The following is a 14772-nucleotide window of genomic DNA, read 5'->3' as shown; positions in this document are numbered from 1 at the left end:
GTCGGCTTTGTGACGCAGAGCGTCACGGGCTGCATTCCCACGCGGGAGCGTGGGAACGATCGATCTGCGTCGATCCTCATAACAAGAAACCGGAGAACAACCATGTCGTTAAGCGTGTTCGACCTGTTCAAGATTGGCATCGGCCCCTCCAGCTCCCACACGGTTGGCCCGATGCGCGCCGCGGCACGCTTTGTCGAAGGCCTGCGTCGGGAGAACCTGCTCAAGGACACCACCTGCGTCAAAGTCGAGCTCTACGGCTCGCTCGGCGCCACCGGCAAAGGCCACGGCAGCGACAAGGCGGTATTGCTGGGCCTGGAAGGTGAACACCCGGACACCGTGAACACCGAGAACATAGCCGCCCGCCTGCACGACATCCGCAGCAATGGGCGCCTGAACCTGCTCGGTGAGCACCCGATCGAATTCAATGAAAAACTCCATCTGGCGATGATCCGCAAGCCGTTGGCCTATCACCCCAATGGCATGATCTTTCGCGCCTTTGATACCGCCGGCCTGCAAATCCGCAGCCGCGAGTACTACTCGGTGGGCGGTGGCTTTGTGGTCGACGAAGACGCCGCCGGCGCCGACCGCATCGTCGAAGACGCCACGCCCCTGACCTTCCCGTTCAAAAGCGCCAAGGACCTGCTGGGTCATTGCAGCACCTACGGTTTGTCCATCAGCCAGGTGATGCTGACCAACGAAAGCGCCTGGCGCCCGGAAGCCGAGACCCGCGCGGGCCTGCTGAACATCTGGCAAGTGATGCAGGACTGCGTCGACGCCGGCTGTCGCAACGAAGGAATTTTGCCCGGTGGCCTGAAGGTCAAGCGGCGCGCGGCGGCGTTGCACCGGCAACTGTGCAAGAACCCGGAGTCCTCGCTGCGCGACCCGCTGTCCGTGCTGGACTGGGTGAACCTGTACGCCCTGGCCGTCAACGAAGAAAACGCCAACGGCGGGCGCGTGGTGACCGCGCCCACTAACGGTGCAGCGGGGATCATCCCGGCCGTCTTGCATTACTACATGCGCTTTATCCCCGGCGCCAATGAAGACGGTGTAGTGCGCTTCCTACTCACGGCGGCCGCCATCGGCATCCTGTACAAGGAAAACGCCTCGATCTCCGGCGCCGAAGTCGGCTGCCAGGGTGAAGTCGGCGTGGCCTGCTCCATGGCCGCCGGTGCCCTGTGCGAGGTGCTGGGCGGCAGTGTCCAGCAAGTGGAGAACGCCGCCGAAATCGGCATGGAACACAACCTTGGCCTGACCTGCGACCCGATTGGTGGCCTGGTGCAAGTGCCCTGCATCGAGCGCAACGCCATGGGTTCGGTCAAAGCCATCAACGCGGTACGCATGGCCCTGCGTGGCGACGGTCAGCACTTCGTCTCCCTCGACAAGGTCATCCGCACCATGCGCCAGACCGGCGCCGACATGAAAAGCAAATACAAGGAAACCGCCCGTGGCGGTTTGGCGGTCAACATTATCGAGTGCTGAGGCATACCCGTCTGCCCCAGTACATTTTCCAGGAGTTGTCTATGTCCACCGAAAACTTGTCGAAAACCCCGCTGCACGCACTGCACATCGAACTCGGCGCCCGCATGGTGCCCTTCGCCGGCTACGACATGCCGGTGCAGTACCCGCTCGGCGTGATGAAGGAGCACCAGCACACCCGTGAGCAGGCCGGCCTGTTCGATGTCTCGCACATGGGCCAGATCCGCCTGACCGGTGCCCAGGCCGCCAAGGCCCTGGAAACCCTGGTGCCGGTGGACATCATCGACCTGCCCGTGGGCATGCAGCGCTATGCCATGTTCACCAACGAAGCTGGCGGCATCCTCGACGACCTGATGGTCGCCAACCTCGGTAACGACGAACTGTTCCTGGTGGTTAACGCCGCCTGCAAGGACCAGGACCTTGCGCACCTGCGCAAATACCTCGGCGGGCAGTGCAGCATCGAGCCGCTGTTCGAAGAGCGCGCCCTGCTCGCCCTGCAAGGTCCGGCCGCAGTGACCGTGCTCGCCCGCCTGGCCCCTGAAGTGGCGAAAATGACCTTCATGCAGTTCGCCCGCGTGACCTTGCTGGGTGTCGAGTGCTTTGTCAGCCGTTCGGGCTACACCGGCGAAGATGGTTTTGAAATCTCCGTACCCGCCGCCAATGCCGAGGCCCTGGCCCGCGCCCTGCTGGCCGAACCGGAAGTCGCCGCCATTGGCCTGGGTGCCCGCGACTCGTTGCGCCTGGAAGCCGGCCTGTGCCTCTACGGCCATGACATGAACACCGAGACCACCCCGATCGAAGCGAGCCTGCTGTGGGCCATCTCCAAGCCTCGGCGTGCCGATGGTGCCCGTGCCGGCGGCTTCCCGGGGACTGAAAGCGTATTTGCCCAGCAACAGAACGGCGTCAGCCGCAAACGCGTCGGCCTGCTGCCTCAGGAACGCACACCGGTGCGCGAAGGCGCGGAGATCGTCAACGAAGCGGGCGAGATCATCGGCAGCGTCTGCAGTGGCGGCTTCGGACCTACCCTGGGTGGTCCCTTGGCGATGGGTTACCTGGACAGTGCGTACATCGCACTCGATACCCAAGTCTGGGCGATCGTGCGTGGGAAAAAGGTGCCTTTGCTTGTAAGCAAAATGCCATTTGTTCCGCAGCGCTACTACCGCGGTTGATTGACTGTTCCAATAAGTAACGCGGTTGCGTAACAACGCACTAATCTGTCACGCAACCGCCATAAAACAGTGCAAACGTTTGACTCTAAGCTTCGATAATGAACTTGCGTTATAACGTTCGAAAACATGTGAACAACGGTATCGATCAAGCCGCGCCGAAAACCCGACGAACCCGCCACAAGCCCGGCGGAACAAGGCTTACAGGGGGGCTTGTTTTTTCTCTCGTAGTTGGCGTAGAGTTTGTTCACTGTGTTTGCATGGGTCGCTTGGAATCGTGACCTGGGCAGTAGCCAACAAGTTTGCTACACCCGTTCTACGTCTTTCTACTTTCCTGCAACCAGCCCCAGTACTCTTTCATGAGAAAGAGGCTGCCATCAATTTTTGCGTCATAGGAAATAAGAAATGTCCCAACGTCAGAGCGGCACCGTCAAGTGGTTTAACGACGAAAAAGGTTTTGGTTTTATCACTCCAGAAAGCGGCCCGGATCTGTTCGTACATTTCCGTGCCATCCAGGGCAACGGTTTCAAGAGCCTGAAAGAAGGCCAGAAAGTGACCTTCATCGCTGTGCAAGGCCAAAAAGGCATGCAAGCTGACGAAGTTCAAGCAGAAGGCTGATCTTCTGTTACTAAAAAGCCTCTGATGCTGACATCAGGGGCTTTTTTGTGCGCGCAATTCCGTAAAATGGCTTCTTTTTATCAGTCGAGAGCCATTCCATGTCGAAACACCTGCTCAGCCCCCAGGGTGAATTCCCCATCGCCGGCCTGGGCCGTCGCCTGGCAGCGATGTTCTACGACTTCCTGCTGTGCACCGCCCTGCTGATCGTCACAGGCGGCGTGTACAAGATGATCCAGATGGCAATCATCGGCGAAGAGCGGATGCGCGCCCTGACCGATGCCGGCGCACTGGACGGCGATCCTCTGCTCTCCACCGTCTTGCTGTTCGTGTTGTTTGGTTTCTTCGCCAAGTTCTGGACCTATTCCGGCCAGACCCTGGGCATGCAGGTCTGGTGCATCCGTGTGCAGAACGCCGACGGCTCGGCCATCAGCCTGTGGCAGGCGCTGCTGCGCTTTGTGGTCTCGATTGCGTCACTGCTGTGCGTCGGCCTGGGCTTCTTCTGGATGCTCTTCGACAAACAGAAACGCAGCTGGCACGACATGTACTCCAACAGCCAGCTGGTGCGGATTCCGAAGAAGAAAAAGTGATCTGCCAGATACCAAAACGCCCCGAACCATCGGGGCGTTTTTTTTACCAGGCGATCAAAGTAGACGATCAGGCGTTACCCGCCAGCTTCATCCGCGCAGCCGCGGTGAAGTCGAGCATGCGCTTGAGCGGGCGAATCGCCTGGGGGATCAGCGCCGGCTCGACGAAGATCTCGCCTGAACCCTCTCGCAGGCACTGCAGCGTGCGTTCAAGGGTGTTCATCGCCATCCACGGGCAATGCGCGCAACTGCGGCATGCCGCGCCGTTGCCGGCCGTAGGCGCCTCGATAAACACCTTGTCCGGGCACAGCTGCTGCATCTTGTAGAAAATGCCGCGGTCGGTGGCCACGATCAGGGTCTTGTTCGGCAGGCTTTGCGCCGCTGCGATCAACTGACTGGTGGAACCCACCGCGTCGGCCAACTCGATCACCGCCGTTGGCGACTCCGGGTGCACCAGGATGGCCGCATCCGGGTACAGCGCCTTCATGTCTTCCAGCTGCTTGGCCTTGAACTCTTCATGAACGATGCACGCACCGTCCCAAAGCAGCATGTCGGCGCCTGTCTTGCGCTGAATGTAGGTGCCCAGGTGCTTGTCCGGGCCCCAGATGATCGTCTCACCGTTGTCCATCAGGCTTTCGACGATTTCCAGCGCGCAACTGGAGGTCACGACCCAGTCCGCTCGCGCTTTCACCGCTGCCGAGGTGTTGGCATACACCACCACCGTCCGCTCCGGATGCTGGTCACAGAACGCCGAGAACTCGTCTACCGGGCACCCCAGGTCCAGCGAACAGGTCGCCTCCAGGGTCGGCATCAGCACGCGCTTTTCCGGGTTGAGGATTTTCGCCGTCTCCCCCATGAACTTCACGCCCGCCACCACTACGGTCTTGGCCGGGTGTGCATTGCCGAAGCGGGCCATTTCCAGGGAGTCGGAAACGCAGCCACCGGTTTCTTCGGCCAGGGCCTGAATGATCGGGTCACAATAGAAGTGGGCAACCAGCACCGCGTCCTGAGCCTTGAGCTCGGCGGCGATGGCACTGCGGTAATGGGCTTGCTCTTCGGCGGTCAGCGGCTTGGGCTGCTTGGCATCGAGGTGAGCTTGTACAAGAAGGCGTTCGGAAATTTGCGTCATGATCGCAAGACCTGCGGGCGCTTTCGCGCGAGAGTCAAGTATACACCCGGCTCCGGACCTTTCGGGGCACCGCCGGGAGAGTGAGTAGTCATCAGGCACGGACAACATTGAAGCCGGGCAAGGCTACAGAATATCCCCGACATGCAAAAGACCCTTCTGACCTGAGTCACGCAGCGCAACACCTTCGACGGCATCCGCTCAAATCGCAGGCAAAAAAAAACCCGGAAATCCTCACTTGCGTGGGCCTTCCGGATTTTCTAAACCGCCAAATATGGTGGGTCGTGTGGGATTCGAACCTACGACCAATTGGTTAAAAGCCAACTGCTCTACCAACTGAGCTAACGACCCGCTGTGTGGTGCGCGTATAATACTGATTTTTAAGGACTATTCAACACCTTTTTGAAAATAATTCAAAAATAAGGTGTTGGGTCGCTGATCCCGGCCGCCGCGAAGCCTTCCGCGCGCAGGCGGCAGCTGTCGCACTTGCCGCAGGCACGGCCGTTATCGTCCGCCTGATAGCAGGATACGGTCAGCCCATAATCGACGCCGAGCTTGACGCCGGCCTGAACGATTTGCGCCTTGCTCAGGTTCTGCAGCGGCGCCTGGATACGGAAGCCCTGCCCTTCCACCCCGGCCTTGGTCGCCAGGTTGGCCATGCGTTCAAAGGCTTCGACGAACTCGGGACGGCAATCCGGGTAACCGGAGTAGTCCACGGCGTTGACGCCAATGAAGATATCCCGCGCACCGAGCACTTCGGCCCAGCCCAGCGCCAACGAAAGGAATACGGTATTGCGGGCCGGCACATACGTCACCGGAATGCCTTCGCTCGGCGCCTCAGGGACGTCGATGGAACTGTCAGTCAGTGCCGAACCGCCAATGCCGTTCAGGTTCAGGCCGATCACTTTATGCTCGACCGCGCCCAGATCGCGCGCCACACGCTCGGCCGCATGCAACTCGGCACGGTGACGCTGGCCATAATCGAAGCTCATGGTGTAGCAGCTGTAACCTTCAGCGCGGGCCATGGCCACAACGGTCGCCGAGTCCAGCCCGCCGGACAGCAGAATGACAGCACGTTTTTCTACTTGATTCAGTTGTTCAGTCATCTCAGCGCCCCGGCTCGTCGTTCCAAAGATATTTGTGCAGCTGCAATTGCAAGCGCACCGGCAGGTTGTCCGCGACAACCCAGTCCGCCAGGTCGCGTGCATTCAGGTCGTGATGGCTCGGCGAGAACAGCACCTCACCGGCACGCTGGTCGAGGCCGTACTGGATCAGCTTGGACACCGCCCAGTCATAATCCTCCCGCGAGCAGATCACGAACTTGACCTGATCGTTGGGGGTCAGCAGCTCGATGTTCTCATAGCGGTTACGGTGCGCTTCCTTGGAACCCGGGGTCTTCAGGTCGACGACGCGACTGACCCGTGGATCAACCGCACTGATATCCAGGGCGCCGCTGGTTTCCAGCGACACCTCGTAGCCGGCATCACAGAGTTGCTTGAGCAAAGGAATGGCATTGGGTTGCGCCAGGGGTTCGCCGCCGGTCACGCAGACGTAACGGGGCCTGAAGCCGGCAACCTGCTCGAGGATGTCGTCGAGGGATCGAACCGTGCCACCACTGAACGCGTAGGCACTGTCGCAGTAACCGCAACGCAATGGGCAACCGGTCAGGCGCACGAATACGGTGGGCAGCCCGGCAGTCCGCGTTTCACCCTGCAACGAGTAGAAAACTTCGGTAATTCTCAATGTGTCTTGCATAGTCGCCACGGGCGTAACAGCTAAACAGGCTGTCCGCCTCCGTCAGGCACTTGATGGAACCCCGCCAACGCGCAGATCCCAAAAAGCGGTGTTTCTAAAAAGGGCGTGAATTCTAACGAAAAAACCCGCGGCAAGCGCGGATTTCTTGTAAAGCCGGTCAAACAACCTTACATGCGCTGCAGATCGCGCTGGGCCAACTGAGCGGCGGAAGTCCCTGGATACTGGGAAACGACCTGCTGCAGAATGCCCTTGACCTTGTCAGTATGACCCAGGCGGCGCTCTACATCAGCCAGCTTGTACAGCGAATCCGGCACCTTGGCGTGCTTGGGATACAACTGCGAGACCTTGGCGAATGCCTGGCCAGCACCTTGCAGGTCGCCTTTGGCCAGGTTCACTTCGCCCAACCAGTACTGGGCGTTGCCCGAATACTGGCTGTTGGGGTACTTGCGCAGGAATGCGGTAAACGCCAGGCTGGCCTTGTCGAAGTCCTTGGCCTTGATCAGGTCGAAGGCTGCATCGTAATAGAGCTTTTCCTTCGCCGGATCACCCGGTTCACTGCTGGCCGCTGGCGCCTGGGTTGCAGCACCCGCGCCTGCCGCTGCACCGGCGGCATCGCCACCGGCTGGAGAATTTTCAGGAGCCGCAGCGGATGCACCGCCGGTTCCAATACGCCGATCAAGATCCTGGTATCGCTCCAGGCTTTCTTGCTTCATGCGCGCAACATCGTTTTGCAGAACTTCGATCACGCCTTGTTGGCGTGCGATCTGTTCCTGCATTTGTTGCAGTTGGTTGAACAGCTCGCCCTGTGCCGAGACAGGGGTCGAAACCCCTCCCCCGGCATAGGCGCCGCTCGTACCGTAACCTGCAGGCGGATAACTGCTCCCGCTATTGTTATAACCGGAATCGTTATCGACCACAGGAACCGCAGCCCACGCCGCAAGCGGCGCGAGACTGAGAGCCAAGACAGTTACAGCACGACGGCACGTTCGCATGACGAATTACTTACGCAGTTCGACGCGACGGTTTTGAGCCCAGGACTGCTCGTCGTTGCCGGTAGCAACTGGACGCTCTTCGCCGTAGGAAACCAGTTCCAGCTGAGCTGGGGAAACGCCTTGCAGTACCAGGTAGCGCTGAACGGCTTTCGCACGACGCTCGCCCAGTGCCATGTTGTACTCACGAGTACCACGTTCGTCGGTGTTGCCTTCCAGAACAACGCGAGCGCCGTTTGCTTTCAGGTCTTTGGCGTGAACGTCCAGAGCGCGCATGGCTTCTGGCTTCAGGTCCGAACTGTCGTATTCGAAGTAGAAGGTGGTGATTGCGCGCAGAGCAGCTTCTTCGCTCAGGGAACCGTCAACAGCACCAGTGTTAGCACCGTAACCAGCGTTTGGATCTACTGCGCCTTCACCGGCATTGTCGCCGCCTTTGGACGAGCAACCTACAGCTACAGCCATGGCCAGAGCCAGCGCAGCAAATTTACCAAACTTCAGCATTTCCATCGTGAAACTCCTAATGAACCCCAATGTGTTATGTAATACGTGTTGCGCCGCGTCAGTTCAGGTAAGGGGACCAGGAAGGTTCTCTGACTTCGCCTTGTGCGGTAGGAAGTGGGAGCCTTACGCGTCCATTGATGGACACGAGCATCAAGACTCCCCGGCCCTGCTGGCGGGTGGCGTAGATTACCATGGTGCCGTTGGGCGCAACAGTAGGCGACTCGTCCAGAGTGCTATCAGTGAGTATCTTTACACTACCGCGCTGCAAATCCTGGGCAGCCACCTTGAAATTGGTGAAGCCTTGCTGACGATGGATCATCACCAGGGTCTTTTCATCGGCCGACAGTTTCGGGTTGGCGTTGTAGTTACCGACGAAAGTCACACGTTCGGCACCGCCGCCACTGGCACTGGTCTTGTAGATCTGTGGCTTGCCACCGCGATCGGAGGTGAAGTAGATGGTCGAACCATCCTTGCCCCAGAACGGTTCGGTGTTGATGCCCGGACCTGCCGTGACACGAGTGATCTGGCGCGAGCCCAGATTCATCACATAGATGTCCGGGTTGCCGTCCTTGGACAGCACGAACGCCAGGCGAGAACCGTCTGGCGACCAGGCTGGCGCGCCGTTCAGGCCTTCGAAGTTGGTGATCTGCTCACGACGACCGGTGTCGATGTTCTGCATGAAGATACGCGGACGCTTCTGCTCGAACGAGACATAAGCGATGCGCTTGCCATCGGGCGCGAAACGCGGCGACAGGATCGGTTCACGCGATTGCAGCAGGGTCACCGCGCGAGCACCGTCATAGTCCGAACGTTGCAGGGTGTAGCGGGTGTTCTTCTCGGAGAAACGCTCGGCCGTGACGTACAACAGACGCGTGGAGAACGCGCCCTTGATGCCGGTGAGCTTTTCAAACGACTGGTCCGAGATGTAGTGCGCCATGTCGCGTAGCTGATCGACACCGCCCGACACGCTACCGGTCAGCACTTGCTGCTCGGTATTGACGTTGAACAGGGCGTACTGCACCTGCAGGCGACCGCCCGCCGGAACAATGCTGCCGACCATGATGTACTGGGCGCCCAAGGCCTTCCAGTCGCGGTAGATGACTTCGCTGGCCTGGGTTGGCTGGCTGATCATGTTCTGCTTTGGAATCGGCGAGTAGTAACCCGAGTTGCGCAGGTCGTTACCGATGATTTCCGCCATGTCATCCGGCAGGACGCTACCGCCCTGCCAGCCAAACGGCACGACTGCAATCGGGGTTGCCCGGTCACTACCGCTGGTGACCAGAATGTTTTTTTCATCCGCCGCCGCTATCCCTGCCATGCAGCAAATAACGACAAGCATTCCTCGAAGAAGGTTTCTCACAAGGCTAGATCCTCAGGTGTGAATGTCATCTTGAATGAACGATAGGGAGCGAAGTCGCTTGGCTTCATTCCCTGCATTTCCGTCAAACGACCAATGTTTTTGACCGCCGCCACAGCCGAGCTGTCGAACGGACCATCGCCACTGGACTTGGCCACGCTGACCGAAGTCACCGTGCCATCTGGCAACATGCCAATTTGCAGCACGACCGTCATGTTCTTGCGTGCCGAAGGAGGACGAGCCCAGCCTTCCGCTGCCCGAGCACGAATCAGATCGTCGAAACTGCCCGCGACTTCATCGCCCTGCTCATCGGCCAAGGCCTGCTGGCGCTGCGGCGTGTCGGAAAGCAAATCAGCCAAGGCCTGGGCCTTTTTCTCTTCGGCGGATTTACGTGCCGCTTCCTGCGATTTCTTCTTCGCAGCATCGGCAGCAGCTTTCTTCTTCGCATCTTCGGCGACTTTCTTCTTCGCCTCTTCAGCTTCAGCTTTCTTCTTGGCGTCTTCCGCGGCTTTTTTCTTCGCGTCTTCGACTATCTTTTTCTTCGCTGCTTCAGCGGCCGCTTTCTTGGCCTCTTCTTCAGCGGCTTTCTTGGCTTCTTCTTCGGACTTCTTCTTGGCTATATCAGCCAATTGTTTCTCTTCTGCCTTTTTGGCTTCGGCGGCCTTCTTCGCGTCATCGGCTTTTTTGGCTTCATCAGCCTTCTTCGCTTCTTCGGCTTTCTTCGACTCGTCGGCCTGCTTGGCTTCCTCGGCCTTTTGAGCCGCCTCTTCCTTCTTTTGTTCCGCAGCCTTCACCGCTTCCTGCTCGACCTTCTTCTGCTCCATCTGTTCGACTTCGGTCTGGCGCGCAGCGGATTTCTTCGCTTCACCCGCAATCTTCTGATTGGTCTGGGTGGTCGCCTGACTTTTCGATTTCAACTGGTACAGGGTCGCCTGGACGATCGGCTTGGCCGGCGGCAATTCCGGGGTAAAGGCAAAACTGACGAACAGCATGCCAAACACCAGAATGTGCAGGGCAATCGCCCAGACACTAGGCCAGAAGTAGCTTTCCGAGGCTGTTGGCTCTCGCTGTTGCTGCATCAGGGCGCCTCGGTAATCAGGCCAACGTTACCGACCCCGGCTTTCTGCAACCCACCCATGGCGCCCATGACGGAACCATAGTCGACGGTCTTGTCGCCGCGAATGAATACCTGGGTGCGCTTGCCGCCTTCGGTGCCGGCGCGAATGATCTTGGTCACCGCGTCGGTCATCTGCGGCAGGGTCATTGCCCGGTCCTGTTGCTTGTCGGTGTCGACTTCGCTGCCAAGGTTCCAGTAATAGGTCTTGTCAGCCTTGATCGAAATGGTCAGGACCTGGGTGTTGTTGTCCTGCGGCAAGGCTTCGCTGGAAACCTTGGGCAGATCAACCTTCACGCCCTGATTGAGCATCGGCGCGGTCACCATGAAGATGACCAGCAGTACCAGCATCACGTCGATGTAAGGCACCACGTTCATCTCGGCAACCGGCTTGCGCTTTTTGCGAGCTCGAGCGATTAAAGCCATTGGGAAATACCTGCTTATTCTTCGCTGGTGTGCACTTTACGGTGCAGGATCGCCTGGAACTCATCGGCGAAGGTGTAGTAACGGCTGGTCAGGGTTTCGCTGCGCGCCGCAAAACGGTTGTACGCGATAACGGCCGGGATGGCGGCGAACAGACCGATCGCCGTGGCGATCAATGCCTCGGCGATGCCTGGAGCCACGGTGGCCAGGGTCGCTTGCTGGGCAGTGGCCAGGCCGCGGAACGAGTTCATGATGCCCCAGACCGTACCGAACAGACCGATGTACGGGCTCACGGAACCGACGGTGGCCAGGAACGGCAGGCTCTGCTCGAGCTTTTCTTCCTCGCGGGAAATGGCCACGCGCATGGCACGGGCCACACCTTCCATGACCGCTTCCGGGTCAACGCCCGGCTGCTGGCGCAGGCGGGAGAACTCCTTGAAGCCGGCACGGAAGATTTGTTCCACGCCCGAATCAGGGTCCGGATTGCTGCCGGCCTGACGGTACAGCTTGGACAGGTCGATACCGGACCAGAAGCGCTCCTCGAAGCTCTCCAGGGCACGTCGACCGGCACGCAGCAAGTTGCTGCGCTGAAAGATCATGATCCATGAGGTCACCGATGCGGCTACCAGGATCAGCATTACCAGTTGCACAACGATACTGGCATTGCTGACCAGGCTCCACATGGAGGAATGGTCGACGACGTTAGCTTCCACGCTTTATCTCCTGCTCTGAGTGTGTACCCGCGCCGCTCTCGCCGGCAAAAGCCGCGCGTAGAGCTTCGGGAATGGCCCGGGGTTTCAAACTATGGGTGCGCACACAGGCCACCAAAAACTGCCCTTCGCAGAGCAGTGCATTATCCGCGGCACGCCTGACCTGCTGTTTAAAGCGCAGGCTGACGCGGTTCAATTCAATTACTTGCGCACTTACCAGAAGCTCGTCGTCCAGTCGCGCCGGCGCGTGGTAGCGCGCTTCGCTGGAATGCACGACAAACAACAGGTCCTCACCTGCCAGCTGCGACTGGGCAAAGCCCAGCTCACGAAGCCGCTCGGTTCGAGCCCGTTCCATAAACTTGAGGTAATTAACGTAATACACGATGCCGCCGGCATCGGTGTCCTCGTAATAAACGCGACAACGATGTGCGAATGGCTCTAGCCCGTTTTGCGCGCGCATACTCTAGTGCTTACTCCTCAGGTTGCCAATCCGCCAGGCAACTGTTTTTCATACTTCTGCGCCTTTCCTGGCAAAGAAGGGTCTCGCAGCCACTTGGGACAGCGCAAAACCCGAAAAAATCGGCGCAGACCGTTTATTAATCGTCCACTGCATCCAGAAACTCGTCTGCCACGGGCATCTCACCCATGCGCGACGGAATGTTCAATCCAAAATGCAGATACGCGTGCCGCGTGACCACCCGGCCACGGGGCGTGCGCATGATATAGCCTTGCTGAATCAGGTACGGCTCGAGCACATCCTCGATGGTGTGCCGCTCTTCACTGATCGCCGCCGCGAGGCTGTCCACCCCCACCGGTCCGCCATCGAACTTCTCGATCATGGTCAGCAACAAGCGCCGGTCCTGATGATCGAAGCCACGCTCGTCGACGTCCAGCAGGTTCAACGCCAGGTCGGCAATCGGCTTGGTGATATGCCCCTTGGCCCGAACTTCGGCAAAATCGCGCACCCGACGCAACAAGCGGTTGGCAATACGCGGCGTGCCACGTGCTCGCCGGGCAATTTCGAAAGAACCTTCCGGGTCCAGCGGCAGCCCGAGAATGCCGGCCGAACGGCTGACGATGGTCGCCAGGTCCGCCGTGCTATAGAACTCCAGACGCTGGACGATACCGAAACGGTCACGCAACGGATTGGTCAGCATCCCCGCGCGCGTGGTCGCCCCCACCAGGGTGAACGGCGGCAGGTCGAGCTTGATGGAACGGGCAGCCGGCCCCTCACCGATCATGATGTCGAGCTGGAAGTCCTCCATGGCCGGGTACAGCACTTCCTCGACAATGGGCGACAGGCGATGGATTTCATCGATGAACAGCACATCGTGAGGCTCCAGGTTGGTCAACAGCGCCGCCAGGTCGCCCGGCCGCTCTAGCACCGGCCCGGAGGTGCTCTTGATCGACACCCCCATTTCCTGGGCGATGATGTTGGCCAGCGTGGTTTTACCCAGCCCGGGCGGTCCGAAGATCAGCGTATGGTCCAGGGATTCATTACGCCCGCGGGCAGCCTGGATAAACAGCTCCATTTGCTCGCGAACGGTTGGCTGGCCGATGTACTCGGCCAGGCTGACCGGACGAATCGCCCGGTCCTGGACTTCTTCGCGCTCACGCGGGCCACCGGTGGCGGCAATCAGACGATCAGCTTCAATCACTTAGATCATTCCCTTCAGGGCACGACGAATCAGGTCTTCGCTGCTCAAGCCTTTCTCCTTGATCCCCGCGATCGCCTTGCTGGCCTCCTGCGGCTTGTAACCCAGGGAAATCAGCGCGCTGACCGCATCGTTTTCAGCACTGTGCAGCGGCGCCGGTGCATCCGGCTGGTTCGGCACCAGCGCGAACATGCTCGGCACGGTCTCCCAGGCCTTGAAGCGATCCTTGAGTTCCACCAGTAATCGCTCGGCGGTCTTTTTCCCGACACCCGGCACCTTGGTCAGCGCCGAGGTATCCTGCGCCTGGACGCAGCGCACCAACTCATCGACCTCAAGGCTCGACATCAAGGCCAGCGCCAGCTTCGGGCCCACGCCATTGAGGCGGATCAACTCACGGAAGAAGTCACGTTCGCGCTTGCCGATAAAACCATAGAGCAACTGGGCATCCTCGCGCACCACCAAATGGGTGTGCAAGGTGATCGGCTCACCGACCGACGGCAATCGGTACAGGGTGGTCATCGGCACTTCCAGCTCATAGCCCAGGCCGTTTACATCCAGAATCAGGTGCGGCGGCTGCTTCTCAGCCAAGGTGCCGCGTAAACGTCCAATCACGTTTCAAATCCTTAAGCGTTGGCCAGATCTGGCTTTCGGGTACCAAAGTGAGCGTGATCGCCGACGGGACAGGCGCAAAACGCTCAACGAAAAAAACACGTGCGCCGATGCTATCAGATCACAGACGAAGACGACCGCCGCGACTGCGAGCAGTGCCCAAGCCATGAGGTAACAGGCTGGACCGGGTGTGGGCATGGCAAATGGCGATGGCCAGGGCATCCGAGGCGTCGATTTGCGGCTTGCTGGTGAGCTTGAGCATGTGCATGACCATCATCTGCACCTGCTCTTTATTCGCCCCGCCGGTCCCGGTCACCGCCTGCTTGACCTGGGTCGCGGTGTATTCGGCGATTTCCAGGCTTTCTTCCGCCCCGGCGACAATGGCAGCGCCACGCGCCTGCCCCAACTTCAGGGCCGAATCGGCGTTACGCGCCATGAAAACCTTTTCGATGCCCATGGTCACTGGACCATAAGTCTGGATGACTTCGCGCACGCCGCGATAAACAATTTGCAACCGCTCATGTAACTCGCCGCTGCCGGTACGAATACATCCCGAAGCCACATACACGCAGCCACGACCAGTATCGCGCACCACGCCATAACCGGTGATGCGTGAACCGGGGTCGATACCAAGAATTAAAGTCATAACGCCTGCGGGTTATAGGAAAAGTACGTCTCGAGTCCACAGT

Annotated in this window: 17 protein-coding genes and 1 tRNA gene; 4 read left to right on the top strand and 14 right to left on the bottom strand. The window is 59.4% G+C overall.

What is annotated here, in order from left to right; translation table 11 throughout:
* The first annotated feature begins 102 nt into the window (after positions 1–102).
* The 4 genes from CKW07_RS13000 (at position 103) to CKW07_RS12985 (ending at position 3847) form a co-directional block, all read left to right on the top strand.
* Entirely contained in the window at positions 103–1479 is a 1377-nt protein-coding gene (locus CKW07_RS13000) for an L-serine ammonia-lyase (RefSeq protein WP_095145261.1), read from the top strand.
* A 41-nt stretch (positions 1480–1520) separates the two neighbouring features.
* Positions 1521–2645: a glycine cleavage system aminomethyltransferase GcvT gene (gene gcvT, locus CKW07_RS12995; RefSeq protein ID WP_095145260.1), complete on the top strand. Its 1125-nt coding sequence runs from the start codon at positions 1521–1523 to the stop codon at positions 2643–2645.
* Positions 2646–3047: 402 nt separating this feature from the next.
* Positions 3048–3260, top strand: coding sequence for a cold-shock protein (locus CKW07_RS12990; RefSeq protein WP_007931076.1), 213 nt, complete (start codon positions 3048–3050; stop codon positions 3258–3260).
* A gap of 98 nt (positions 3261–3358) precedes the next feature.
* Positions 3359–3847 carry an RDD family protein gene (locus CKW07_RS12985; RefSeq protein WP_095145259.1) on the top strand — a complete coding sequence of 163 codons (489 nt, stop codon included), beginning with the start codon at positions 3359–3361 and terminating at the stop codon, positions 3845–3847.
* A 67-nt stretch (positions 3848–3914) separates the two neighbouring features.
* Here the strand turns inward: CKW07_RS12985 and nadA are convergent, their stop codons facing one another.
* The 14 genes from nadA to ruvC form a co-directional block, all read right to left on the bottom strand.
* Entirely contained in the window at positions 3915–4973 is a 1059-nt protein-coding gene (gene nadA / locus CKW07_RS12980) for a quinolinate synthase NadA (protein ID WP_095078541.1), read from the bottom strand.
* Between the two features lie 272 nt (positions 4974–5245).
* A tRNA-Lys gene (locus CKW07_RS12975) sits at positions 5246–5321 on the bottom strand.
* 62 nt (positions 5322–5383) lie between these two features.
* Positions 5384–6076 (bottom strand): 7-cyano-7-deazaguanine synthase QueC, encoded by a 693-nt coding sequence (gene queC, locus CKW07_RS12970; RefSeq protein ID WP_095145258.1) that lies wholly within the window; start codon positions 6074–6076, stop codon positions 5384–5386.
* Position 6077: 1 nt separating this feature from the next.
* Positions 6078–6725, bottom strand: a complete 648-nt coding sequence (gene queE, locus CKW07_RS12965) for a 7-carboxy-7-deazaguanine synthase QueE (RefSeq protein WP_095078549.1) — start codon at positions 6723–6725, stop codon at positions 6078–6080.
* A gap of 167 nt (positions 6726–6892) precedes the next feature.
* Positions 6893–7717, bottom strand: a complete 825-nt coding sequence (gene ybgF, locus CKW07_RS12960; protein ID WP_095145257.1) for a tol-pal system protein YbgF — start codon at positions 7715–7717, stop codon at positions 6893–6895.
* Between the two features lie 6 nt (positions 7718–7723).
* A complete protein-coding gene (gene pal, locus CKW07_RS12955; RefSeq protein ID WP_003178634.1) occupies positions 7724–8221 on the bottom strand; it encodes a peptidoglycan-associated lipoprotein Pal in 498 nt (165 codons plus the stop codon).
* Positions 8222–8273: 52 nt separating this feature from the next.
* The gene (gene tolB, locus CKW07_RS12950; RefSeq protein WP_176465312.1) at positions 8274–9554 is read right to left on the bottom strand and encodes a Tol-Pal system beta propeller repeat protein TolB; all 1281 of its coding nucleotides are present in this window, start codon (positions 9552–9554) and stop codon (positions 8274–8276) included.
* Positions 9555–9571: 17 nt separating this feature from the next.
* Positions 9572–10651 carry a cell envelope integrity protein TolA gene (gene tolA, locus CKW07_RS12945; RefSeq protein ID WP_095145255.1) on the bottom strand — a complete coding sequence of 360 codons (1080 nt, stop codon included), beginning with the start codon at positions 10649–10651 and terminating at the stop codon, positions 9572–9574.
* Entirely contained in the window at positions 10651–11103 is a 453-nt protein-coding gene (gene tolR / locus CKW07_RS12940; RefSeq protein ID WP_172736453.1) for a protein TolR, read from the bottom strand. The genes tolA and tolR overlap by 1 nt, the downstream gene beginning before the upstream one ends.
* 23 nt (positions 11104–11126) lie before the next feature.
* Positions 11127–11822, bottom strand: coding sequence for a protein TolQ (gene tolQ / locus CKW07_RS12935; protein WP_095078554.1), 696 nt, complete (start codon positions 11820–11822; stop codon positions 11127–11129).
* A complete protein-coding gene (ybgC, locus tag CKW07_RS12930) occupies positions 11812–12279 on the bottom strand; it encodes a tol-pal system-associated acyl-CoA thioesterase (protein WP_095145254.1) in 468 nt (155 codons plus the stop codon). Before ybgC ends, tolQ begins: the two co-directional genes overlap by 11 nt.
* A gap of 136 nt (positions 12280–12415) precedes the next feature.
* Positions 12416–13477 (bottom strand): Holliday junction branch migration DNA helicase RuvB, encoded by a 1062-nt coding sequence (gene ruvB / locus CKW07_RS12925; protein ID WP_095145253.1) that lies wholly within the window; start codon positions 13475–13477, stop codon positions 12416–12418.
* Positions 13478–14086, bottom strand: a complete 609-nt coding sequence (gene ruvA / locus CKW07_RS12920; RefSeq protein ID WP_095078557.1) for a Holliday junction branch migration protein RuvA — start codon at positions 14084–14086, stop codon at positions 13478–13480.
* 118 nt (positions 14087–14204) lie between these two features.
* Positions 14205–14729, bottom strand: coding sequence for a crossover junction endodeoxyribonuclease RuvC (ruvC, locus tag CKW07_RS12915; RefSeq protein WP_007897036.1), 525 nt, complete (start codon positions 14727–14729; stop codon positions 14205–14207).
* Between the last annotated feature and the right edge of the window lie 43 nt (positions 14730–14772).

The organism is Pseudomonas sp. Irchel s3b6 (assembly GCF_900187415.1).
In the GTDB taxonomy this organism is placed as follows: Bacteria; Pseudomonadota; Gammaproteobacteria; order Pseudomonadales; family Pseudomonadaceae; genus Aquipseudomonas.
The sequence above is the reverse complement of the archived record's forward strand: the minus strand, read 5'-3'. Positions and strand labels throughout refer to the sequence as shown.

Excerpts from the sequence above, each read along its gene's own strand:
- CKW07_RS13000 (WP_095145261.1), top strand. The coding sequence starts at position 103 with ATGTCGTTAAGCGTGTTCGACCTGTTCAAGATTGGCATCGGCCCCTCC.
- gcvT (WP_095145260.1), top strand. The coding sequence starts at position 1,521 with ATGTCCACCGAAAACTTGTCGAAAACCCCGCTGCACGCACTGCACATC.
- CKW07_RS12990 (WP_007931076.1), top strand. The coding sequence starts at position 3,048 with ATGTCCCAACGTCAGAGCGGCACCGTCAAGTGGTTTAACGACGAAAAA.
- CKW07_RS12985 (WP_095145259.1), top strand. The coding sequence starts at position 3,359 with ATGTCGAAACACCTGCTCAGCCCCCAGGGTGAATTCCCCATCGCCGGC.
- nadA (WP_095078541.1), bottom strand. The coding sequence starts at position 4,973 with ATGACGCAAATTTCCGAACGCCTTCTTGTACAAGCTCACCTCGATGCC.
- queC (WP_095145258.1), bottom strand. The coding sequence starts at position 6,076 with ATGACTGAACAACTGAATCAAGTAGAAAAACGTGCTGTCATTCTGCTG.
- queE (WP_095078549.1), bottom strand. The coding sequence starts at position 6,725 with ATGCAAGACACATTGAGAATTACCGAAGTTTTCTACTCGTTGCAGGGT.
- ybgF (WP_095145257.1), bottom strand. The coding sequence starts at position 7,717 with ATGCGAACGTGCCGTCGTGCTGTAACTGTCTTGGCTCTCAGTCTCGCG.
- pal (WP_003178634.1), bottom strand. The coding sequence starts at position 8,221 with ATGGAAATGCTGAAGTTTGGTAAATTTGCTGCGCTGGCTCTGGCCATG.
- tolB (WP_176465312.1), bottom strand. The coding sequence starts at position 9,554 with ATGCTTGTCGTTATTTGCTGCATGGCAGGGATAGCGGCGGCGGATGAA.
- tolA (WP_095145255.1), bottom strand. The coding sequence starts at position 10,651 with ATGCAGCAACAGCGAGAGCCAACAGCCTCGGAAAGCTACTTCTGGCCT.
- ybgC (WP_095145254.1), bottom strand. The coding sequence starts at position 12,279 with ATGCGCGCGCAAAACGGGCTAGAGCCATTCGCACATCGTTGTCGCGTT.
- ruvC (WP_007897036.1), bottom strand. The coding sequence starts at position 14,729 with ATGACTTTAATTCTTGGTATCGACCCCGGTTCACGCATCACCGGTTAT.